We start from the raw sequence: 20755 nt of genomic DNA, 5'->3' as shown, positions 1-20755 counted from the left end.
ATTGTTCAATCAACTGTGTTTGTTCAGTGGCATCGACTTGACGGCGCCGCTGGCGATCAGCTCGGCCAGCTCGGCGACGTCAAGCAACGCGCACATGTGTTCGATCACGGTGCCCGCCAGCCACGGCCGTTGGCCCCGGTGGCTGCGCCATTTGATTTCGTTCGGGTCCAGGCGCAACGAGCGGCTGACTTGATGCACCGCCAGCCCCCACTCGTAGCCCTGCACCGAGATCACGTACTGCAAGCCCTGGCGGAAGTCATCGCGGTAGCGGTCGGGCATGACCCAACGCGCGGTATCGAGGACTTTCAAGTTGCCCGCCTGGCTCGGCAGGATGCCGAGGAACCACTCCGGTTGCCCGAACAGCGGTGTCAGTTCCTGGCCTTCCAGCGAATAGATCGAACCCAGGCACACCAGCGGCACGGCCAGGGTCAGACCAGCGACATCGAACAGCAGGCACTCGAACGGCTCGGCCGCCCAGGACGGTCGGTCGTCGCCCGTCACCGGTGGCGGCGTGATGCTCGGTGGCAGGTGCACCTCGACCACGGGCGCTACCGGCGCCACCACCACGGGGACGATCGGCACCACGACCGGGGCGACAACCACCTGGGCGTCACGCGCTTGTTCTTCCAACACGGCCAGCTGGAATTCATCCAACGTGCTGTCTGGTTCGACGGCCGGCTCCAGCACCAGGATCGGTTCGGGCAGTTCTTCCGCGGTCGCATCCTGCAGCAAGGCATCCAGGTAGGATTCCAGCGCCAGTTGCGGCCGGGTCTTGAGTTCGACGGGACGGTTCATCACGCCACCTGCGCCACAAGCTGCTGGGACAGCAGGTGCTTGAGCAACGCCCGGTAGGCCAGCACGCCACGGCTTTTCGGGTCGAACTGCGACGGCGCGAGGCCTGCGCGGCTGGCGTCACGCAGGCGCGTGTCCACCGGGATGTAGCCGTTCCAGATGGTGTCCGGGTAGGCATCGCGCAACACGCGCAGCGTACCGAGGGACGCCTGGGTGCGGCGGTCGAACAAGGTCGGCACGATGCTGAACGGCAGCGCCTGCTTGCGCGAGCGGTTGATCATCGCCAGGGTGCTGACCATGCGTTCCAGGCCTTTGACGGCCAGGTGCTCGGTCTGCACCGGGATCACCAACTGCTGGCTGGCTGCCAAGGCGTTGACCATCAACACGCCCAGCAACGGCGGGCTGTCGATGATTGCGTAGTCGAAGTCCTGCCACAATTGCGCCAGGGTCTTGGCGATCACCAGGCCCAGGCCGCTCTGCCCCGGCGACTGGCGCTCAAGGGTGGCCAGGGCGGTGCTGGACGGCAGCAGGGAAATGCTTTCATTGCTGGTGGGCAGCAGCAGTTGCCCCGGCAAGTCGGCCGGTACGCTGCCCTTGTGCAGGAACAGGTCGTAGTTGCTGTGTTCCAGCGCATCCGGGTCGTAGCCGAAATAGCTGGTCATGGAGCCGTGGGGGTCCAGGTCGACCACAACCACACGCTTGCCCGCCTCGGCCAGCAAGCCGGCTAAGGCGATGGAGGTGGTGGTCTTGCCGACCCCACCTTTTTGATTGGCAACTGCCCAGACTCTCATTCGGTTGGTTCCTCCCGGTGGGCACAGGCGCGACCGAGACATTGCATAGGGTTATTGAGCCGGTGACGGAGAATTGACGTTGCCCGAACGAACCGGCGGCTTTGCAGGGGCCGGTGCAGTTTGTGTGCCAGCCCGCTTCAACGCCGCATCCGGTGTCGCATTTGCCGTTCCCGTGCCCGTCAGACTGCGGCGCACATCCAGGTTGCGCGACACCACCAGCACCACGCGACGGTTCTTCGCACGGCCCTCGGCCGTGGCGTTATTGGCCACCGGCTGGAACTCACCATAGCCCACCGACGCCAGGCGCCCCGGGTTCACGCCCTGCATCGCGAGCATGCGCACGATGCTTGCCGCACGCGCCGAAGACAGCTCCCAGTTGGTCGGGTACTGCGCGGTGCTGATGGGGAAATTGTCGGTAAAGCCTTCCACGTGGATCGGGTTTTCGAACGGCTTGAGGATCGCCGCCACCTTGTCGATGATGGTGAACGCCTGGTCGCTGGGCATCGCGTCGGCACTGGCGAACAACAGGCTGGAATTGAGTTCGATCTCCACCCACAACTCATTGCCGCGCACGGTCATCTGGTTGGAGCTGATCAGGTCGCCAAAGGCGGCGCTGATGTCATCGGCGATGCTTTTCAGCGGGTCGCTGGTGCCGCCTACACCGGCTGCGGTTTCATCGCTGTCGTTGACCAGCGGCTTGGCCGGGGTCACAGTCTTGGGCCGTTCTTCACCAATGGGTATCGGCTTGAGGGCGCGGTCGGCATCGTTGAACACGCCGATCAGCGCCTGGGAAATGACTTTGTACTTGCCTTCGTTAATCGACGAAATGGAATACATCACCACGAAAAACGCGAACAGCAAGGTGATGAAGTCCGCATAGGACACCAGCCACCGCTCGTGGTTGACGTGTTCTTCAGGTTCGCGACGGCGACGGCTCATAGTCGATACCCCCCATCAATCCATGAAGCCCTGGAGCTTCAATTCGATGGAGCGCGGGTTCTCACCTTCGGCAATCGACAAAATACCTTCGAGCAACATCTCGCGATAACGCGACTGGCGCATGGCAATCGACTTGAGCTTGCTCGCCACCGGCAACAACACCAGGTTGGCACTGGCCACACCGTAGATGGTGGCGACAAACGCCACGGCAATGCCACTGCCCAGCTGCGAAGGGTCGGCCAGGTTGCCCATCACGTGGATCAGGCCCATCACCGCACCGATGATGCCGATGGTCGGCGCATAGCCGCCCATGCTTTCAAAGACTTTGGCGGCGTTGATGTCGCGGCTTTCCTGGGTGTAGAAATCCACTTCCAGGATGCTGCGGATCGCTTCCGGTTCGGCGCCGTCCACCAGCAACTGCAGGCCTTTGCGCGCGTAGCTGTCGGGCTCCGCATCGGCCACGCCTTCGAGGCCCAGCAGGCCTTCCTTGCGCGCGGTGAGGCTCCAGTTGACCACGCGGTCGATGCCGCCTGGCAGGTCAACGCGGGGTGGGAAGATGATCCACACCAGGATCTGCATGGCGCGCTTGAACGAGCTCAGCGGCGATTGCAACAGTGCCGCGCCCACGGTGCCGCCGATCACGATCAGCGCGGCCGGGCCGTTGGCCAAGGCGCCGAGGTGGCCGCCTTCGAGGTAGTTGCCGCCGATGATCGCGACGAACGCCATGATGATGCCGATCAGGCTCAAGACATCCATCAGAGGCAGGCCTCCACCAGATGCTTGCCGATGTCGTCCAGGCTGTAGACCGCATCGGCCAGGTCAGCCTTGACGATGGCCATGGGCATGCCATAGATCACACAGCTGGCTTCGTCCTGGGCCCAGATGGCGCTGCCGCCCTGCTTGAGCAGGCGCGCGCCTTCGCGGCCGTCGGCGCCCATGCCGGTGAGCACCACCGCCAGAACTTTGTCGCCGTAGGACTTGGCTGCCGAACCGAAGGTGATATCCACGCACGGCTTGTAGTTGAGGCGCTCATCACCCGGCAGGATTTTGATCGCGCCACGGCCGTCCACCATCATCTGCTTGCCGCCCGGGGCCAGCAGCGCCAGGCCAGGACGCAGGATGTCGCCATCCTCGGCTTCCTTGACGCTGATGCGGCACAGCTTGTCCAGGCGCTCGGCGAAGGCCTTGGTGAACGCAGCCGGCATGTGTTGCACCAGCACGATCGGTGCCGGGAAGTTGGCCGGCAGTTGGGTCAGCACACGTTGCAGGGCAACCGGGCCGCCCGTGGACGTGCCGATGGCCACCAGTTTGTAGGCTTTGCGCTTGGGCGCAGGCGAATGAGCGGCAGCCGGCGCAGCAGCCCGCACCGGCGCAGGCGCCACAGGGCGCGCGACCGGTGCCGGCGCAGGACGCCCGAACGAACTGGTCGGGGCCGCTGCGGGAGCCGGTGTCGGCGTTGGCGCCGGGGTGCTGAACAGGCTGCGACGGTTACTGCGGGAAATGCTGTGCACCTTCTCGCACAGCATCTGCTTGACCTTCTCGGGGTTGCGCGAGATGTCTTCGAAGTTCTTCGGCAGGAAGTCCACCGCGCCGGCGTCCAGCGCATCCAGGGTGACCCGGGCGCCTTCGTGGGTCAGCGAGGAGAACATCAACACCGGGGTCGGGCAGCGTTGCATGATGTGCCGGACTGCGGTGATGCCATCCATCATCGGCATCTCGTAGTCCATGGTGATCACGTCCGGCTTCAACGCAATGGCTTGATCAATCGCCTCTTTGCCGTTGGTGGCCGTGCCGACCACCTGGATCGTTGGATCGGCGGAAAGAATTTCCGAGACGCGGCGGCGGAAGAAACCCGAATCGTCCACCACCAGGACCTTGACTGCCATAAACACTCCGTTAGGCGGGGCGGGCAATACCGCCCTGCCCCACCAGAATCAAATACGCCGAGCGGCGTAACGCTTGAGCATGCTCGGAACATCGAGAATCAGCGCGATCCGGCCGTCACCGGTGATGGTCGCACCCGACATGCCCGGGGTTCCCTGCAGCATTTTGCCCAAAGGCTTGATGACCACTTCTTCCTGGCCCACCAGTTGATCGACCACAAAGCCGATACGCTGGGTGCCCACGGAGAGAATCACCACATGGCCTTCGCGCTGCTCTTCATGCTTGGCCGATGCCACCAGCCAGCGCTTGAGGTAGAACAGTGGCAACGCCTTGTCGCGCACGATTACCACTTCCTGGCCGTCCACCACGTTGGTGCGCGACAGGTCGAGGTGGAAGATCTCGTTGACGTTGACCAGCGGGAAGGCGAACGCCTGGTTGCCCAGCATCACCATCAGGGTCGGCATGATCGCCAAGGTCAACGGCACCTTGATCACGATCTTCGAGCCCTGGCCCTTGGTCGAGTAAATGTTGATCGAGCCATTGAGCTGGCTGATCTTAGTCTTCACCACGTCCATGCCCACGCCACGGCCGGACACGTCGGAGATCTCGGTCTTGGTCGAGAAGCCCGGGGCGAAGATCAGGTTGTAGCACTCGGTGTCGGTCAGGCGGTCGGCGGCGTCCTTGTCCATCACGCCACGCTTGACCGCGATATTGCGCAAAATGGTCGGGTCCATGCCCTTGCCGTCGTCGGTAATCGATAGCAGGATGTGGTCGCCTTCCTGCTCGGCGGCCAGGACCACCTTGCCGTTGCGCGACTTGCCTGCGGCTTCGCGCTCTTCCGGGGTTTCCACGCCATGGTCGACAGCGTTGCGCACCAAGTGGACCAGCGGGTCGGCCAGGGCCTCGACCAGGTTTTTGTCGAGGTCGGTTTCTTCACCCACCAGTTCCAGGTTGATTTCTTTCTTGAGCTGGCGCGCCAGGTCGCGAACCAGACGCGGGAAGCGGCCGAAGACTTTCTTGATCGGCTGCATGCGCGTCTTCATCACGGCGGTCTGCAGGTCGGCGGTGACCACATCAAGGTTCGACACGGCCTTTTGCATGGCTTCATCGCCACTGCTCAGGCCCAGGCGCACCAGGCGGTTACGCACCAGCACCAGTTCGCCGACCATGTTCATGATGTCGTCCAGGCGCGCGGTATCAACCCGCACGGTGGTTTCGGCTTCACTGACAGGCTTGTCGGCCACCGGCGCGGCGGCCGCCCGTGCAGGCGCTGGTGCAGCAGCGGCTGCAGGGGCCGGGGCTGGCTTGGCGGCGGGCGCGGCGGCTTTGGCGGCCACCGGTGCGGCCGTCGCCACCGCAGCGGCCGGGGCCACTTCGGAGAACTTGCCTTTGCCGTGCAACTCGTCGAGCAGGGATTCGAATTCGTGATCGGAAATCAGCCCGTCGTCGGCCGGCGCGGCACTGGCGGCCGGCGCGGCGGCGGTTGCGGCGACTTCCGGCAAGGCGTCGGCCACAAAGGTGCCCTTGCCGTGCAGTTGGTCGAGCAACGCTTCGAATTCGTCGTCGGTAATGTCGGTGTTGGCTGACGCAGCCGGCGCTTCAGGCGCGGCGGCAGGCGCCACGGCGTCGGCGGCGAACTGGCCTTTGCCGTGCAACTGGTCGAGCAGTGACTCGAACTCGGCGTCGGTGATGTCTTCGCTGGTCGGTGCCGCGACTTCAGCCGCCGGAGCAGCCGGGGCCTCAGCCTCGGCCTTGACGGCACTGAGGGAGTTGAGCAGTTGTTCGAACTCGCTGTCCGTCACATCCGGCTCGGCTTCCACCACAGGCTCGGGCGCCGCAGCCGCAACGGGTGCGGCCGAGGTGTCGGCAGGCTCTGCCAGGCGCGCCAGGGCGGCCAGCAGTTCCGGGGTGGCGGCAGTGATCGGTGCACGGTCGCGCACTTCGCTGAACATGCCGTTGACCGCATCCAGTGCTTCGAGAATCACGTCCATCAATTCCGAGTCAACGTGACGCTCACCCTTGCGCAGGATGTCGAACACGTTCTCGGCGATGTGGCAGCACTCCACCAGCTCATGGAGCTGGAGGAAGCCGGCGCCCCCTTTTACAGTGTGAAAACCGCGAAAAATTGCATTGAGCAGGTTCGCATCATCCGGTCGGCTTTCCAGCTCGACCAGTTGCTCGGACAACTGCTCTAAAATTTCGCCGGCCTCTACAAGGAAATCCTGAAGGATTTCTTCATCGGCGCCGAAGCTCATGTGGGTGCTCCTTAGAAGCCTAAACTGGATAACAGGTCATCAACATCATCTTGACCCGATACAACGTCTTCACGTTTATCGGCATGAATCTGCGGACCTTCACCCTTGGCGAGATGTTTTTGTGGATCTTTTTCCGAGAGGATCGCTGCGCGGTCATGTTCGATACCGGCAAAGCGGTCAACCTGGCCTGCCATAAGCACCAATTTGAGCAAGTTGCTTTCCACTTCGGTGACCAATTGGGTCACACGCTTGATCACCTGGCCGGTGAGGTCCTGGTAATCCTGGGCCAGCAGAATGTCGTTGAGGTTGCTGGAAACCGTGCGGTTTTCCTGCTCGCTGCGCGACAGAAAGCCGTCGACCCGACGCGCCAATTCACGAAACTCTTCCGCGCCCACTTCCCGACGCATGAAGCGGCCCCAGTCAACGCTGAGGGCCTGGGCTTCATTGGCCATGCCATTGACCAGGGGCGTGGCGTTCTCCACCAGGTCCATGGTGCGGTTGGCCGCCGCCTCGGTCAGCCTGACCACGTAGGACAGGCGTTCGGTGGCATCGGTGATTTGCGAAATCTCTTCGGCCTGGGGCATGTGCGGGTCAATCTGGAAATTGACGATCGCACTGTGCAGCTCGCGCGTGAGCTTGCCCACTTCCTGGTACAGGCCGCGGTCACGGGTCTGGTTGAGCTCATGGATTAACTGCACCGCGTCGCCGAACTGGCCTTTTTCAAGGCTGTCGACCAACTGGTGAGCATGCTTTTTCAGGGTCGACTCGAAGTCTCCCTGTGACGTTTCTTTATGCTCCATAGCTCCCCCGTGGCAGCATCAATGACCGATGCGTTCGAAGATTTTCTCGATCTTCTCTTTCAAGGCCAGCGCAGTGAATGGCTTGACCACGTAACCGTTTACCCCGGCTTGGGCGGCTTCGATGATCTGCTCACGCTTGGCTTCGGCGGTCACCATCAGCACAGGCAGGCTGCGCAGTTTTTCATCAGCACGCACGTGGCGCAGCAAATCGATACCGGTCATGCCCGGCATGTTCCAGTCGGTTACCAGAAAGTCGATGCTCCCGCTGTTGAGGATCGGAATCGCTGTAATGCCGTCATCCGCCTCGACCGTGTTTGTGAACCCAAGGTCACGCAACAGGTTTTTTATGATCCGCCGCATCGTTGAGAAGTCATCAACGATGAGGATTTTCATGTTCTTGTCCAATTCGACCTCCAAGCAGTCTTAAACGCGCCCAGCACCTGGACGCGCCATTTCAATCAACAGGCGTTACACAAAAAGGACTGCCCAGGGCACCACGGTACGAACCCGCGAAAGCGATGGCTTTCACGGTAGCGTCTGCAGTGTCCCCACACTGCCTGTCAGCGCGCGCGCCACTCTCCCAACCGCCCCCGCAAGCGGGCTGCGCACTGGCTGTGCAGCTGGCTGACACGCGATTCGCTGACCCCCAGGACCTCACCGATTTCCTTGAGGTTCAGCTCTTCGTCGTAGTACAGCGCCAACACCAGTCGCTCACGCTCCGGCAAATTGGCGATCGCGTCCGCCAACGCACCCTGGAAGCGTTCATCTTCCAGGTCACGCGACGGCTCCAGATGTGCACTCGCGCCGTCCTCGTGCAGCCCTTCGTGTTCGCCGTCCTGCAACAGGTCGTCGAAACTGAACAGGCGGCTGCCCAAGGTATCGTTCAAAATCCCGTAGTAATCATCGAGACTCAATTGGAGTTCGGCCGCAACTTCATGATCTTTAGCGTCACGACCGGTTTTTGCTTCAATTGCGCGAATTGCATCACTGACCATGCGCGTATTGCGGTGCACCGAACGCGGTGCCCAATCGCCTTTGCGCACTTCATCGAGCATTGCGCCACGAATACGGATACCCGCATACGTCTCGAAACTTGCACCCTTGCTCGCGTCGTATTTGGTCGACACTTCGAGCAGGCCGATCATGCCGGCCTGGATCAGGTCTTCGACCTGGACGCTGGCCGGCAGGCGTGCCAGCAGGTGATAGGCGATACGCTTGACCAACGGCGCGTAGCGCTCGATCAACTCGCCCTGGCTGTCACGGGCAGACTTCTTGTACGCGTTGTAGCCAGTCGCTGTCATAGCACGGGTCCTGCGCTCGTCTGATGCACCAATCGCTCGACGAAAAACTCCAGATGCCCCCGTGGGTTGGCGGGCAACGGCCAGGTATCGACCTTCTGGGCAATGGCCTTGAACGCCAGTGCGCACTTCGAACGAGGGAACGCTTCATAGACCGCACGCTGCTTTTGCACGGCCTTGCGCACACACTCGTCATAAGGAACTGCGCCGACGTATTGTAAGGCGACATCGAGGAAGCGATCCGTGACCTTGGTCAACTTGGCGAACAGGTTTCGCCCTTCCTGCGGGCTTTGGGCCATGTTGGCCAGCACGCGGAAGCGGTTCATGCCGTAGTCACGGTTAAGCAGTTTGATCAGGGCGTAGGCGTCGGTGATCGAGGTGGGTTCGTCGCAGACCACCAGCAGCACTTCTTGCGCTGCGCGCACGAAGCTGACCACGGACTCGCCGATCCCGGCGGCGGTGTCGATCACCAGCACGTCGAGGTTGTCGCCGATATCGCTGAAGGCCTGGATCAGGCCGGCATGCTGCGCCGGGCTCAGGTGCACCATGCTCTGGGTGCCCGAGGCGGCCGGCACGATCCGAATGCCACCGGGGCCCTGGAGCAGCACATCGCGCAGCTCACAACGGCCTTCGATCACATCGGCGAGGGTGTGTTTGGGTGTCAGCCCCAGCAGAACGTCGACGTTCGCCAACCCCAGGTCAGCATCCAGCAGCATGACGCGACGGCCAAGCTCTGCCAGGGCCAGGGACAAATTCACTGACACGTTAGTTTTCCCGACGCCACCTTTGCCGCCGGTCACCGCGATCACCTGTACGGGATGCATGCTGCCCATTTTATTTCTTTACCTTGTCTTGCTTAGACGCAGGCTACATGGCTTGGCCGCGTGAATCGCTTGCAGACCATCGATGTAGATACATTTCACGGTGTTCATGCTGCCCTCAACCGACCCGTTTTGCCGGGTTGTGGTAAAGGTCAGCGAACATATCGGCCATCGCTTCCTCGCTAGGCTCTTCTTGCATTTGCACGCTGACTGCACGGCTGACCAGCTGATGACGGCGCGGCAGATGCAGATCATCCGGGATCCGCGGCCCGTCGGTCAGGTAGGCAACCGGCAATTCGTGGCTGATGGCCAGGCTCAACACCTCGCCCAGACTCGCCGTTTCATCGAGTTTAGTCAGGATGCAACCGGCCAGGCCGCAGCGCTTGTAGCTATGATACGCAGCGGTAAGAACCTGTTTCTGGCTAGTGGTTGCAAGCACCAGGTAATTCTTCGACTTGATGCCACGCCCGGCCAGGCTTTCCAGCTGCATGCGCAACGCCGGGTCGCTGGCTTGCAGGCCAGCGGTATCGATCAATACCACGCGCTTGCGCAGCAGTGGGTCGAGGGCGTTGGCCAGGGACTGGCCCGGGTCGACGTGGGTCACCGACACATTGAGAATACGCCCCAGGGTCTTGAGCTGCTCCTGGGCACCAATACGGTAGCTGTCCATGCTCACCAGCGCGATGTTCTGCGCGCCGTACTTGAGCACGTAACGCGCGGCCAGTTTGGCCAGGGTGGTGGTCTTGCCCATGCCGGCAGGGCCGACCATGGCGATCACACCGCCCTCTTCCAGGGGCTCGATTTCCGGGGTGACGATCATGCGCGCCAGGTGGGCCAGCAACATGCGCCAGGCCTGGCGAGGTTCTTCGACTTCGGCGGTCAGGGCCAGCAGGTCGCGGGACAACGGGCCGGACAAGCCGATACGTTGCAGGCGGCGCCACAGGTTGGCCTGTTGCGGCTTGCTGCCTTGCAACTGGGTCCAGGCCAGGGAGCCCAGCTGGACTTCCAGCAGCTCACGCAGGCCATTGAGTTCAAAACGCATCGAGTCAAACACACGCGGGTCGACTGCCGGCGCCGGGGCTGGCGCGGCAGGACGTGGTGGCTCTTTGAAGGTCGGCTCGACCAGCGGCTCGGCAGCGGTCAGCGGCAGGCCGGCGAATAGCTGGCGATTGGTGGTGGCATCGCTGTCGCCACGCATGCTCAGTTCGGCCTGGGCCGAGACAATGCGCGAGGCGGTCTTGCGCAACTCGTCTTCGAGTTCCATGTTCGGCACGCGCGGCGCCAGCGCCTGGGGGGTGTAATCCAGGGCAGCCGTCAGCTCGACACCACCGGCGATGCGGCGGTTTCCGATAATCGCGGCGTCGGCGCCCAGCTCATCACGAACCAGTTTCATGGCCTGACGCATATCGGCGGCGAAAAAACGCTTCACTTGCATAACCCACTACCCTCAGCCGTTGGGCCCTACTGTCGCGACGATAGTCACTTGCTTGTTGTCAGGAATTTCCTGATAAGCCAAAACGTGCAAATTCGGTACTGCCAGGCGCCCAAATCGCGACAACATCGCGCGGACGGGGCCGGCCACCAGCAGAATGATCGGCTGGCCTGCCATTTCCTGGCGCTGCGCGGCTTCGATCAACGAACGCTGCAGCTTCTCAGCCATGCTTGGCTCCAGCAGAACGCCCTCTTCCTGGCCTTGTCCTGCCTTCTGAATACTATTGAGCAATATTTGTTCCAACCTTGGTTCCAAGGTGATCACAGGCAGCTCGGAGTCAATCCCTACAATGCTTTGCACGATTGCACGCGACAATCCGACGCGCACTGCGGCCACCAGGGCGGCAGTATCTTGACTCTTGGCGGCATTGTTGGCGATGGCCTCGGCAATGCTGCGGATATCGCGCACCGGCACCTGTTCGGCCAGCAGCGCCTGCAGCACCTTGAGCAATTGCGACAGCGACAGCACACCCGGCACCAGCTCTTCGGCGAGTTTTGGCGAGGCTTTGCCCAGCAACCCCATCAATTGCTGGACTTCTTCGTGGCCGATCAGTTCGTGGGAGTGCTTGTAGAGGATCTGGTTGAGGTGGGTCGCGACCACCGTGCTGGCGTCTACCACGGTATAACCAAGAGACTGGGCCTGGCTGCGCTGGCTGACTTCGATCCACACCGCGTCAAGGCCAAAAGCCGGATCTTTGGCGGTGATGCCGTTGAGCGAACCGAACACTTGGCCGGGGTTGATCGCCAACTCGCGGTCCGGGTAGATCTCCGCTTCGGCGAGGATCACCCCCATCAGGGTCAAGCGGTAGGCGCTCGGGGCCAGGTCGAGGTTGTCGCGGATGTGCACGGTGGGCATCAAAAAGCCCAGGTCCTGCGACAGCTTCTTGCGCACGCCCTTGATCCGCGCGAGCAGTTGGCCGCCCTGGTTGCGGTCCACCAGCGGAATCAGGCGGTAGCCCACTTCCAGGCCGATCATGTCGATCGGGGTCACGTCATCCCAGCCCAACTCCTTGGTTTCCTGGGCGCGGGCCGGGGAAGGCAGCAAATCCTGCTGACGGGCGATTTCCTGCTGGGCCAGCACCTTGACCTGGTTTTGCTTGCGCCAGAACAGGTAAGCACCACCAGCGGCCATGGCCGCCATGCTGAGAAACGACACGTGGGGCATGCCCGGCACGATGCCCATGATCGCCATGATGCCGGCCGCCACGGCCAACGCCTTGGGGGAGGCGAACATCTGGCGGCTGATCTGCTTGCCCATGTCTTCGGAGCCCGAAGCACGGGTCACCATGATCGCCGCTGCTGTGGATAACAACAGTGATGGCAATTGCGCCACTAAACCGTCACCGATGGTCAGCAAGGCGTACACCTTGCCCGCATCGCCGAAGGTCATGCCGTGCTGGAAGATGCCGACCGCCATACCGCCGATCAGGTTGATGAATAGAATCAACAGGCCGGCAATGGCGTCACCGCGTACGAATTTGCTGGCACCGTCCATCGAACCGTAGAACTCGGCCTCTTGGGCCACTTCCAGGCGGCGGGCCTTGGCTTGGTTCTGATCGATCAGGCCGGCGTTGAGGTCGGCGTCGATGGCCATCTGTTTGCCGGGCATGGCGTCGAGGGTAAACCGCGCGCTCACCTCGGAGATCCGCCCGGCGCCCTTGGTGACCACCACGAAGTTGATGATCATGAGGATCGCGAACACCACGATACCGACCACGTAGTTGCCGCCGATCACCACCTCACCAAAGGCCTGGATCACCTTACCGGCGGCGGCGTGGCCGTCCTGGCCGTGCAGCATGACCACCCGGGTGGACGCCACGTTCAACGCCAGGCGCAGCAGGGTCGCTACCAGCAGGATGGTGGGGAAGACCGCAAAGTCCAGAGGGCGCAAGGCGTAGACGCAGACGAGCAGCACGACGACCGACAACGCAATGTTGAAGGTGAAAAACACGTCCAGGAGGAACGGCGGCATCGGCAACATCATCATTGCCAGCATCACCAGCAACAACAACGGCACACCCAGATTGCCTCGCGAAAGGTCAGTCAGGGTGCTGCGGGCCGTGCCGAGCATTTGAGAGCGATCCACCACCGGTATTCCTCGTTTCCTTGAAGCAAACTTTTGACGCCGAAAAGCGACTTGCAGGCAGTATTGCAAGAAGCCTTCCAACTTTTGCTTGGTAGGTACGAGTCCAGACCGTTTGTCACTCAGCGTCTACAAACATTCGCGGCTTGCAGCCCTTTGGGACGCTACCCGTCGCCATCACAGTGCTCCCGACTGCCGCTTGATAACGTGCAGCACTATCAAACCGCGAAGCCATGCCAACAACCCCTGTCAACTTTGACAGGTCAACCGCAATCGCCGACGAACGGTAAATTTGTAGTGAGCGGGTTGTCAGGAATCGCGGCGCAGTTCTGGGGGGATAGGCAGGTCTTTGAGCGGGTCCGGGCGCTTGCCCTTGCCCGCGCGGTACTGGCGGATCTGATAGACGTAGGCCAATACCTGCGCCACGGCCAGGTACAGCCCGGCCGGGATTTCCTGATCCAGGTCGGTGGAATAGAAGATCGACCGCGCCAGCTCGGGCGATTCCAGCAACAGGATGTCGTTGGCCACTGCAATTTCACGGATCTTCAGCGCGGTGAAGTCACTGCCCTTGGCCAGCAGCATCGGCGCGCCGCCCTTCTCCGGGTCGTACTTGAGCGCCACGGCGTAGTGGGTCGGGTTGGTGATGACCACGTCGGCCTCGGGCACCGCGGCCATCATCTTGCGCTGGGACATTTCGCGCTGCAGCTGGCGAATACGCTGCTTGACCTCGGGGCGGCCTTCCTGATCCTTGTGTTCGTCGCGCACTTCCTGCTTGGTCATCAGCAGCTTCTTGTGGCTTTCCCACAGCTGGATCGGCGCATCTACCGCCGCAATGATGATCAGGCCGCAGGCCATCCACAGCGAGCTCCAGCCCACCAATTGCACGCTGTGAATGATCGCCGACTCCAGCGGTTCATGGGCGATGCGCAGCAAATCATCAATGTCGGACGACAACACCGTCAGCGCCACAAACAAGATCAGAATGAATTTGGCCAAGGCCTTGAGCAGTTCCACCAGCGCCTTGCTGGAGAACATGCGCTTGAGCCCGGGCCCGGGGTTCATGCGGCTGAACTTGGGCGCCATGCTGCCGGGCGCAAACAACCAGCCGCCGAGGGAGACCGGGCCGATCAGCGCCGCCAGCAGCAGCGTAATCAGCACCGGTTGCACCGCCAGAATCGCGATTTTCCCCGAGTGCAACAGGTACAGCCCCATGGCGCCGGGGCTCAGCAGCACTTCGCGGGGCAGGGAGAAGTTGAGCTTCATCAACTCCATCAGGTCCAGCGCCAGGCCACCGCCGTAGATCAGCAGGCCACCGGCGCCGGCGAGCATCACCGCCAGGGTATTGAGTTCTTTGGAGCGGGCAATCTCGCCCTTTTCCCGGGAGTCCTTTTTACGTTTCTCCGTGGGGTCTTCTGTCTTGTCCTGGCCACTCTCGCTCTCGGCCATGGCTCAACGTGCCCGCGCCAGATCACGTAAGAACTGCAAGGCGTCGGTCGCCAGCGGTTGATACTGATTGAGAATGTCGGCCATGCCGATCCAGAAAATCCCCATGCCCAACACCAGGGTCAACGGGAAACCGATAGAGAAGATGTTCAACTGCGGCGCCGCACGGGTCATTACGCCAAACGCGATGTTGACCACCAGCAACGCAGTGATGGCCGGCAGCACCAGCAGCAACGATGCACCCAGCACCCAACTGAGCCGGCCGACCAGCTCCCAGAAGTGACTGACCACCAGCCCGGACCCCACCGGCAAGGTGGTGAAGCTCTCGGTCATCACCTCGAACACCACCAGGTGGCCGTTCATGGCCAGGAAGATCAAGGTCACCAGCATGGTCAAGAACTGCCCGATCACCGCCACCGACACACCGTTGGTGGGGTCGACCATGGACGCGAAGCCCATGCCCATCTGGATCGAGATGATCTGCCCGGCAATCACGAACGCCTGGAAAAACAACGTGAGGGAAAAGCCCAGCAGCGCGCCGATCAGGATCTGTTCGGCAATCAGCAATAGGGCACTGAGGTCCAGGGCATTCACCGGCGGCATCGGCGGCAGCCCGGGCACGATCACCACGGTGATGGCGAACGCGAAATACAGGCGGATGCGTCGCGGCACGAGGGTGGTGCCGAACACCGGCATGGTCATCAGCACGGCCGTGACACGGAACATCGGCAAGATGAAGGACGCCACCCAGGTGCTGATCTGGGTGTCGGTCAGTGCCAGCACAGACTGCATGGGCTCAGCCGATCAACTGCGGAATACTGCCGTACAGCTGCAGGATGTATTCCATAAAGGTTTGCACCAGCCACGGGCCGGCAACGATCAAGGTGATCAGCATCACCAACAGACGCGGCAGAAAACTCAAGGTCTGTTCGTTGATCTGGGTCGCGGCCTGGAACATCGCCACCAGCAGGCCCACCAACAGGCTGGGCACCACCAGCACGGCAACCATCATGGTGGTCAGCCACAGCGCTTCACGGAACAGGTCGACCGCAACTTCTGGCGTCATCGCGCTATACCCCGCCGAAACTGCTGGCCAGGGTGCCGATGATCAGCGCCCAGCCGTCCACCAGCACGAACAGCATGATCTTGAACGGCAACGAAATGATCAGCGGCGACAGCATCATCATACCCATCGCCATCAGCACGCTCGCCACCACCAGGTCGATGATCAGGAACGGGATGAAGATCATGAAGCCGATCTGGAACGCGGTCTTGAGCTCGGAGGTGACAAACGCCGGCACCAGGATCGTCAGCGGCGCCTGGTCCGGGCTGGCGATGTCGGTCCGCTTGGACAGGCGCATGAACAGTTCAAGGTCGCTGGAACGGGTCTGCGACAGCATGAAGTCCTTGATCGGGCCCTGGGCCTTGTCGATGGCGTCCTGGGCGGTGAGTTTTTCCGCCAGGTAAGGTTGCAGGGCTTGCTGGTTCACCTTGTCGAACACCGGCGCCATGATGAACAGCGTCAGGAACAAGGCCATGCCGGTGAGGATCTGGTTCGACGGCGTCTGCTGCAGGCCCAGGGCCTGGCGCAGGATCGAGAACACGATGATGATCCGCGTGAAGCTGGTCATCAGCATGACGAACGCCGGGATAAAGCTCAGCGCCGTCATGATCAGCAGGATCTGCAGGCTGACCGAATATTCCTGGGCCCCGGCCGCGTTGGTGCCCAGGGTGATCGCCGGGATCGACAACGGGTCGGCGGCCATCGCCATCGGCGCGACCAGCAACAGCATGAGCGTCAATAAAACGCGCATTACTTCTTATCCTTCTGATCCTTGCCCAGCAACTCCATCAGGCGCTGGGCGAATTCGGGTGTGGCGGCCTGGGTCTGGGCCACTTCCACCGGCGTCTTGAGCACGTGCAACGGGGTGATGCGGCCCGGCGTGATGCCAAGCAGAATCTGCTCATCACCCACCTGCACCAGCACCAGGCGATCCCGCGGGCCGAGGGCGCGCGAGCCGATCATCTCGATGACCTGGCCATTGCCCGGCCCGATGCGCTGCACACGGCGCATCAGCCAGGCCAGCACGAAGATCAGGCCGACCACCAACAGCAAGCCCAGCACCAACTGGGTCAACTGCCCACCGATGCCGCTGCTGACCACGGGTGCCGCCGCCGTCGTGGCCTGCGCCACCGGCTCGGCCGCCAGGGCGCTCAATGGCAGCGCCAGAAACAGTCCCGCCATCGAATACTTCATATCAGCGCAACTTCTTGATGCGTTCGCTTGGGCTGATCACGTCCGTCAGGCGGATGCCGAACTTCTCGTTGACCACCACCACCTCGCCGTGGGCGATCAGGGTGCCGTTGACCAGCACGTCCAGCGGCTCACCGGCCAGGCGATCGAGCTCGATCACCGAACCCTGGTTCAGTTGCAGCAGGTTGCGGATGTTGATTTCGGTGCTGCCCACTTCCATGGAGATCGACACCGGAATGTCGAGGATCACGTCCAGGTTCGGGCCATCAAGGCTCACCGGGTCGTTGTTCTTCGGCACGCTGCCGAATTCTTCCATCGCCAGGCGGTTGCCGGCCGGTGCAGTGGCAGCGTCGGCGGCCAGCAGCGCGTCGATGTCGTCTTGGCCGACATCGCCGGTTTCTTCCAGGGCCGCAGCCCATTCGTCAGCCAAGGCCTGATCTTCGGCGGAAGTGTTTTCGTGTTCGGTAGCCATTACATGTCCTCGGCGCAGCGAAAATTCATCAAAAAATTAGGGCGGATCAGCGACGGTTGATCGGCTCGACCACTTGCAACGCCAGGTTGCCCTTGTGGGAACCGAGCTTGACCTTGAACGACGGCACACCGTTGGCGCGCATGATCAGTTCTTCCGGCAGTTCCACCGGGATCACGTCACCCGGCTGCATGTGCAGGATGTCGCGCAGGCGCAACTGGCGACGGGCCACGGTGGCGCTCAGCGGCACGTCGACGTCCAGCAGGTCTTCGCGCAGGGCCTTGACCCAACGTTCGTCCTGGTCGTCGAGGTCGGACTGGAAACCGGCGTCGAGCATTTCGCGCACCGGCTCGATCATCGAGTACGGCATGGTCACGTGCAGGTCACCGCCACCGCCATCGAGTTCGATGTGGAAAGTGGACACCACAATGGCTTCGCTGGGGCCGACGATGTTGGCCATGGCCGGGTTCACTTCCGAGTTGATGTACTCGAAATTGACTTCCATGATCGCCTGCCAGGCTTCCTTCAAGTCGATGAAGGCCTGCTCCAGCACCATGCGCACCACACGCAGTTCGGTCGGGGTGAATTCACGCCCTTCGATCTTGGCGTGACGGCCGTCGCCGCCGAAGAAGTTGTCCACCAGCTTGAACACCAGCTTGGCGTCGAGAATGAACAGCGCGGTGCCGCGCAGCGGCTTGATCTTGACCAGGTTGAGGCTGGTGGGCACGTACAACGAGTGCACGTATTCACCGAACTTCATCACCTGCACGCCGCCCACCGCCACGTCCGCCGAACGGCGCAGCATGTTGAACATGCTGATACGGGTGTAGCGGGCGAAACGCTCGTTGATCATTTCCAGGGTCGGCATGCGTCCACGGACGATGCGATCCTGGCTGGTCAGGTCATAACTTTTGACGCTGCCGGGCTCGGCAGCCATTTCGGTCTGTACCAGACCATCGTCGACGCCATGCAACAGCGCGTCGATTTCATCCTGGGACAGCAGGTCTTGCACGGCCATGTCGTGATCCTACTGCAATACGAAGTTAGTGAAGAGCGCCTGCTCGACCACGACTTTGCCGAGCTCTTTCTGGGCCACTTCCTGCACGCTGGCAGTGACCTTCTGGCGCAGCATTTCCTGGCCTACCGGAGTGGCCAGGTTGTCGAAGCTCTGCCCGGAAAACAGCATCACCAGGTTGTTGCGGATCACCGGCATGTGCACTTTGAGCGCATCCAGGTCCGCCTGGTTACGTGCCAGCAAGGTGATGCTCACCTGCAGGTAGCGTTGACGACCGTTCTGATTGAAGTTGGCGACAAAGGCCGGAAGCATCGGCTCGAAGATTGCCGGTTGCTTGACGTTGGTGGCGGTTTCGGCGGCAGGGGCCGGTTTGCTGGCACTGCTGTGCATGATGTACCAGGTGCCGCCCACCGACGCGCCGATGGCCAGGACCAGGCCCAGCACAATCAACAAGATAAGCTTGAGCTTGCCTTTGGCTGCTGGGGGTTTTGCTGCGTCGTCGCTCTTCGCCATGCCAATAATCCGTCACTATTCGGGGATTCATAGATCTACGGAAAGGCAAGAGCAAGTGTTATGCCAGAGTTGTCTGGTGATCGGGGACGAAGGAACGCCGCAAATCAAATGTGGGAGCGGGCTTGCTCGCGAATGCGGTGGGCCAATCGACGAATCCGCTGACTGACACTGTGCTTTCGCGAGCAAGCCCGCTCCCACATTTAGATCTTTGCAGGGCTCACATTAGGCGTAGTAATCGACGGCGCTGGAGCCAATCACGGTGGAGGTGACCGGCGCGACAGCCGCTGCGACTTCGGCGTGATCGGCCATATCACCGCCATCACCACGGCCACCGCTACCACTCACGCCACGGGCCTGGTTTTGCTGTTGTTGCTGCTCTTGGCCCTGGCCCTGCCAGCCACGGGACTGGTCGGAAACGTTGACGTCCACCTGCCCCATACCCTGCTGGGCGAACATCTCACGCAGGCGGCCGGACTGGCTTTCCAGCGCTTCACGCACCACCGCATGGCCACTCATGAAGGTGACCTGGGCCTGCTGGTCGGCCGCCATGTTGACCTTGATGTCCAGGCGACCCAGCTCGGCCGGCTGCAACTGGATCTCGGCCGACTTGAGGTTGGCGCTGGACAGGTACATCACGCGGTTGACCACTTCTTCGGTCCAGCCGCTCTGGTGCATGGCCAACGGCGCGTTGGCCACGGGCGGCAAGGCGTTCGCGGTTTTCGGCGTGGCGGCCTGGGTCAGCGCCGCCAGACGGTTGGCGAAGTCATCGACACGGGTATCGCTGCTGGCGTCCTTCAAGTCCTTGAGGCCACCGTCGATGAGGCTGCTGAAGGTCTTGTCGCCACCGGTGTCGGTGCTGTCCTTGGCGGCCTGCTGGTCGACCATGTTGGCCAGGCCTGCGGCGAAGTTTTGCGCGGCGGTCGGCTGGTCCTGCGTCGGCGCAGGCGCGGCTTTTTGCGGCGTCTGGCTGCTGGCGGAGACGTGACCGCCCTGCTCCATCGCCAGGCGCACGGCGGGCATCGAATCCAGCGGGTCGGCGGAAGGGTCGAAAGCGGGTTGCTTGGCTTCGTCGGTGGCCGCCACAGGAGCGGCCACCACCGGCTGGGGCTCTTCAGGCGCAGCGGCAGGCGTCGGCGTCACCGTCGGCACAGGGACCGGCACGGCCACAGGGGTAACGGTGGCAATCAGCGCCGGGTCGACGACGGGGTCAACCGGGGGTTGCTGCACCAGGGACGGGTCGGTGGGTTTGTCGTCGTCGCTGCTGGCGCTGTCATCGGACTTGGCCGGCGGCGTGGCAGGCAAGGGTTTGCCGCTATCGGCAACCGCTGGCGTGCTGGCGGCAGGCTTGCTGCTGTTGTCAGCAGGCTTGGCGCTGGCGTCGGAGGTCTTGTCACGAGAAGGCTTGGACGGGGTGTCGTCGGTCTTTACCGTCGGCTTGGCGCCTTGGCTGGCGAACACCTGAGCGAAGCCAGGGCCCTTGTCCTGTGGGGCCGCAGCCGCTGCCGGAGGTGTCGCGGCGGGCGCTTGAGGCTTGGCTGCGGGGGCAGCCTGAAGGAGGGTGTTCGGGGCGACTGGCATAGGTAAAGGTCTCCACTGCATTGGGGATCGGGGATGCAGTATTGGGAGGTAGAGCAAGAGTCGGGCCAGGTTTTGGGGTTGGTTGGGTTTGCGGGGTACATATCCGTTATTTGGGTGATGGCTGCTTATGGTTCCGCCCTTACGGCGGGTCACTTTTGGAAAGAGCCCAAAAGTAACCAAAAGGCTCTTGCCCCAACACTCGGTGCCTCGCTTAGGCTCGGCATGCCCGTAATTCGACAGTGATTTGGGGGGCCGCCGCCACGCGCCATCCATGGCGCGGGGCGGCTAAGCCGGCGTCCTGCCGGCTTACCCCCCAAATCCCTGCCGAA

Annotated in this window: 21 protein-coding genes; all 21 read right to left on the bottom strand. The window is 62.2% G+C overall.

Annotated features, from left to right (window positions below; genetic code table 11):
• Positions 1-9: 9 nt before the first annotated feature.
• Positions 10-795, bottom strand: a complete 786-nt coding sequence (locus ACVWVP_RS13205; protein WP_457406373.1) for a CheW domain-containing protein — start codon at positions 793-795, stop codon at positions 10-12.
• Entirely contained in the window at positions 795-1583 is a 789-nt protein-coding gene (locus ACVWVP_RS13200; RefSeq protein WP_016976611.1) for a ParA family protein, read from the bottom strand. The genes ACVWVP_RS13205 and ACVWVP_RS13200 overlap by 1 nt, the downstream gene beginning before the upstream one ends.
• A 51-nt stretch (positions 1584-1634) precedes the next feature.
• Positions 1635-2522 carry a flagellar motor protein MotD gene (gene motD / locus ACVWVP_RS13195; RefSeq protein WP_176999072.1) on the bottom strand — a complete coding sequence of 296 codons (888 nt, stop codon included), beginning with the start codon at positions 2520-2522 and terminating at the stop codon, positions 1635-1637.
• Positions 2523-2537: 15 nt separating this feature from the next.
• Positions 2538-3278, bottom strand: a complete 741-nt coding sequence (locus ACVWVP_RS13190) for a flagellar motor protein (protein WP_010208778.1) — start codon at positions 3276-3278, stop codon at positions 2538-2540.
• Positions 3278-4408 carry a protein-glutamate methylesterase/protein-glutamine glutaminase gene (locus ACVWVP_RS13185; protein WP_178925712.1) on the bottom strand — a complete coding sequence of 377 codons (1131 nt, stop codon included), beginning with the start codon at positions 4406-4408 and terminating at the stop codon, positions 3278-3280. Before ACVWVP_RS13185 ends, ACVWVP_RS13190 begins: the two co-directional genes overlap by 1 nt.
• 48 nt (positions 4409-4456) lie before the next feature.
• Positions 4457-6661, bottom strand: a complete 2205-nt coding sequence (locus ACVWVP_RS13180) for a chemotaxis protein CheA (RefSeq protein WP_178925711.1) — start codon at positions 6659-6661, stop codon at positions 4457-4459.
• A gap of 11 nt (positions 6662-6672) precedes the next feature.
• The gene (locus ACVWVP_RS13175) at positions 6673-7461 is read right to left on the bottom strand and encodes a protein phosphatase CheZ (RefSeq protein WP_176999075.1); all 789 of its coding nucleotides are present in this window, start codon (positions 7459-7461) and stop codon (positions 6673-6675) included.
• 18 nt (positions 7462-7479) lie between these two features.
• Complete coding sequence (locus tag ACVWVP_RS13170) at positions 7480-7854, bottom strand: chemotaxis response regulator CheY (protein ID WP_005790040.1); 375 nt, start codon at positions 7852-7854, stop codon at positions 7480-7482.
• 167 nt (positions 7855-8021) lie between these two features.
• Positions 8022-8762 carry an RNA polymerase sigma factor FliA gene (fliA, locus tag ACVWVP_RS13165; RefSeq protein ID WP_135292003.1) on the bottom strand — a complete coding sequence of 247 codons (741 nt, stop codon included), beginning with the start codon at positions 8760-8762 and terminating at the stop codon, positions 8022-8024.
• Positions 8759-9592, bottom strand: a complete 834-nt coding sequence (fleN, locus tag ACVWVP_RS13160) for a flagellar synthesis regulator FleN (protein WP_003192912.1) — start codon at positions 9590-9592, stop codon at positions 8759-8761. The genes fliA and fleN overlap by 4 nt, the downstream gene beginning before the upstream one ends.
• Before the next feature lie 106 nt (positions 9593-9698).
• Positions 9699-11015: a flagellar biosynthesis protein FlhF gene (gene flhF / locus ACVWVP_RS13155; RefSeq protein WP_178925710.1), complete on the bottom strand. Its 1317-nt coding sequence runs from the start codon at positions 11013-11015 to the stop codon at positions 9699-9701.
• 12 nt (positions 11016-11027) lie between these two features.
• Positions 11028-13142: a flagellar biosynthesis protein FlhA gene (gene flhA / locus ACVWVP_RS13150; protein ID WP_218172831.1), complete on the bottom strand. Its 2115-nt coding sequence runs from the start codon at positions 13140-13142 to the stop codon at positions 11028-11030.
• Positions 13143-13463: 321 nt separating this feature from the next.
• Positions 13464-14600, bottom strand: a complete 1137-nt coding sequence (flhB, locus tag ACVWVP_RS13145) for a flagellar biosynthesis protein FlhB (protein ID WP_457406369.1) — start codon at positions 14598-14600, stop codon at positions 13464-13466.
• 3 nt (positions 14601-14603) lie between these two features.
• Positions 14604-15389, bottom strand: coding sequence for a flagellar biosynthetic protein FliR (gene fliR / locus ACVWVP_RS13140; RefSeq protein ID WP_176999080.1), 786 nt, complete (start codon positions 15387-15389; stop codon positions 14604-14606).
• Between the two features lie 4 nt (positions 15390-15393).
• Positions 15394-15663 (bottom strand): flagellar biosynthesis protein FliQ, encoded by a 270-nt coding sequence (gene fliQ, locus ACVWVP_RS13135; RefSeq protein ID WP_003214552.1) that lies wholly within the window; start codon positions 15661-15663, stop codon positions 15394-15396.
• A gap of 4 nt (positions 15664-15667) precedes the next feature.
• Positions 15668-16411 (bottom strand): flagellar type III secretion system pore protein FliP, encoded by a 744-nt coding sequence (fliP, locus tag ACVWVP_RS13130; protein WP_178925709.1) that lies wholly within the window; start codon positions 16409-16411, stop codon positions 15668-15670.
• Positions 16411-16854: a flagellar biosynthetic protein FliO gene (gene fliO, locus ACVWVP_RS13125; RefSeq protein WP_178925708.1), complete on the bottom strand. Its 444-nt coding sequence runs from the start codon at positions 16852-16854 to the stop codon at positions 16411-16413. Before fliO ends, fliP begins: the two co-directional genes overlap by 1 nt.
• A 1-nt stretch (position 16855) precedes the next feature.
• Positions 16856-17323, bottom strand: coding sequence for a flagellar motor switch protein FliN (fliN, locus tag ACVWVP_RS13120; protein WP_003192941.1), 468 nt, complete (start codon positions 17321-17323; stop codon positions 16856-16858).
• Positions 17324-17369: 46 nt separating this feature from the next.
• Positions 17370-18338: a flagellar motor switch protein FliM gene (fliM, locus tag ACVWVP_RS13115; protein ID WP_105523143.1), complete on the bottom strand. Its 969-nt coding sequence runs from the start codon at positions 18336-18338 to the stop codon at positions 17370-17372.
• Positions 18339-18347: 9 nt separating this feature from the next.
• Positions 18348-18848, bottom strand: a complete 501-nt coding sequence (gene fliL, locus ACVWVP_RS13110; protein WP_457406366.1) for a flagellar basal body-associated protein FliL — start codon at positions 18846-18848, stop codon at positions 18348-18350.
• Positions 18849-19070: 222 nt separating this feature from the next.
• The gene (locus tag ACVWVP_RS13105; protein WP_259174298.1) at positions 19071-20426 is read right to left on the bottom strand and encodes a flagellar hook-length control protein FliK; all 1356 of its coding nucleotides are present in this window, start codon (positions 20424-20426) and stop codon (positions 19071-19073) included.
• Between the last annotated feature and the right edge of the window lie 329 nt (positions 20427-20755).

The sequence above is a fragment of the Pseudomonas sp. TE24901 genome (assembly GCF_054058375.1).
The sequence above is the reverse complement of the archived record's forward strand: the minus strand, read 5'-3'. Positions and strand labels throughout refer to the sequence as shown.

Coding starts and splice junctions, on each gene's coding strand:
- ACVWVP_RS13205 (WP_457406373.1), bottom strand. CDS start 795: ATGAACCGTCCCGTCGAACTCAAGACCCGGCCGCAACTGGCGCTGGAA.
- ACVWVP_RS13200 (WP_016976611.1), bottom strand. CDS start 1,583: ATGAGAGTCTGGGCAGTTGCCAATCAAAAAGGTGGGGTCGGCAAGACC.
- motD (WP_176999072.1), bottom strand. CDS start 2,522: ATGAGCCGTCGCCGTCGCGAACCTGAAGAACACGTCAACCACGAGCGG.
- ACVWVP_RS13190 (WP_010208778.1), bottom strand. CDS start 3,278: ATGGATGTCTTGAGCCTGATCGGCATCATCATGGCGTTCGTCGCGATC.
- ACVWVP_RS13185 (WP_178925712.1), bottom strand. CDS start 4,408: ATGGCAGTCAAGGTCCTGGTGGTGGACGATTCGGGTTTCTTCCGCCGC.
- ACVWVP_RS13180 (WP_178925711.1), bottom strand. CDS start 6,661: ATGAGCTTCGGCGCCGATGAAGAAATCCTTCAGGATTTCCTTGTAGAG.
- ACVWVP_RS13175 (WP_176999075.1), bottom strand. CDS start 7,461: ATGGAGCATAAAGAAACGTCACAGGGAGACTTCGAGTCGACCCTGAAA.
- ACVWVP_RS13170 (WP_005790040.1), bottom strand. CDS start 7,854: ATGAAAATCCTCATCGTTGATGACTTCTCAACGATGCGGCGGATCATA.
- fliA (WP_135292003.1), bottom strand. CDS start 8,762: ATGACAGCGACTGGCTACAACGCGTACAAGAAGTCTGCCCGTGACAGC.
- fleN (WP_003192912.1), bottom strand. CDS start 9,592: ATGGGCAGCATGCATCCCGTACAGGTGATCGCGGTGACCGGCGGCAAA.
- flhF (WP_178925710.1), bottom strand. CDS start 11,015: ATGCAAGTGAAGCGTTTTTTCGCCGCCGATATGCGTCAGGCCATGAAA.
- flhA (WP_218172831.1), bottom strand. CDS start 13,142: ATGCTCGGCACGGCCCGCAGCACCCTGACTGACCTTTCGCGAGGCAAT.
- flhB (WP_457406369.1), bottom strand. CDS start 14,600: ATGGCCGAGAGCGAGAGTGGCCAGGACAAGACAGAAGACCCCACGGAG.
- fliR (WP_176999080.1), bottom strand. CDS start 15,389: ATGCAGTCTGTGCTGGCACTGACCGACACCCAGATCAGCACCTGGGTG.
- fliQ (WP_003214552.1), bottom strand. CDS start 15,663: ATGACGCCAGAAGTTGCGGTCGACCTGTTCCGTGAAGCGCTGTGGCTG.
- fliP (WP_178925709.1), bottom strand. CDS start 16,411: ATGCGCGTTTTATTGACGCTCATGCTGTTGCTGGTCGCGCCGATGGCG.
- fliO (WP_178925708.1), bottom strand. CDS start 16,854: ATGAAGTATTCGATGGCGGGACTGTTTCTGGCGCTGCCATTGAGCGCC.
- fliN (WP_003192941.1), bottom strand. CDS start 17,323: ATGGCTACCGAACACGAAAACACTTCCGCCGAAGATCAGGCCTTGGCT.
- fliM (WP_105523143.1), bottom strand. CDS start 18,338: ATGGCCGTGCAAGACCTGCTGTCCCAGGATGAAATCGACGCGCTGTTG.
- fliL (WP_457406366.1), bottom strand. CDS start 18,848: ATGGCGAAGAGCGACGACGCAGCAAAACCCCCAGCAGCCAAAGGCAAG.
- ACVWVP_RS13105 (WP_259174298.1), bottom strand. CDS start 20,426: ATGCCAGTCGCCCCGAACACCCTCCTTCAGGCTGCCCCCGCAGCCAAG.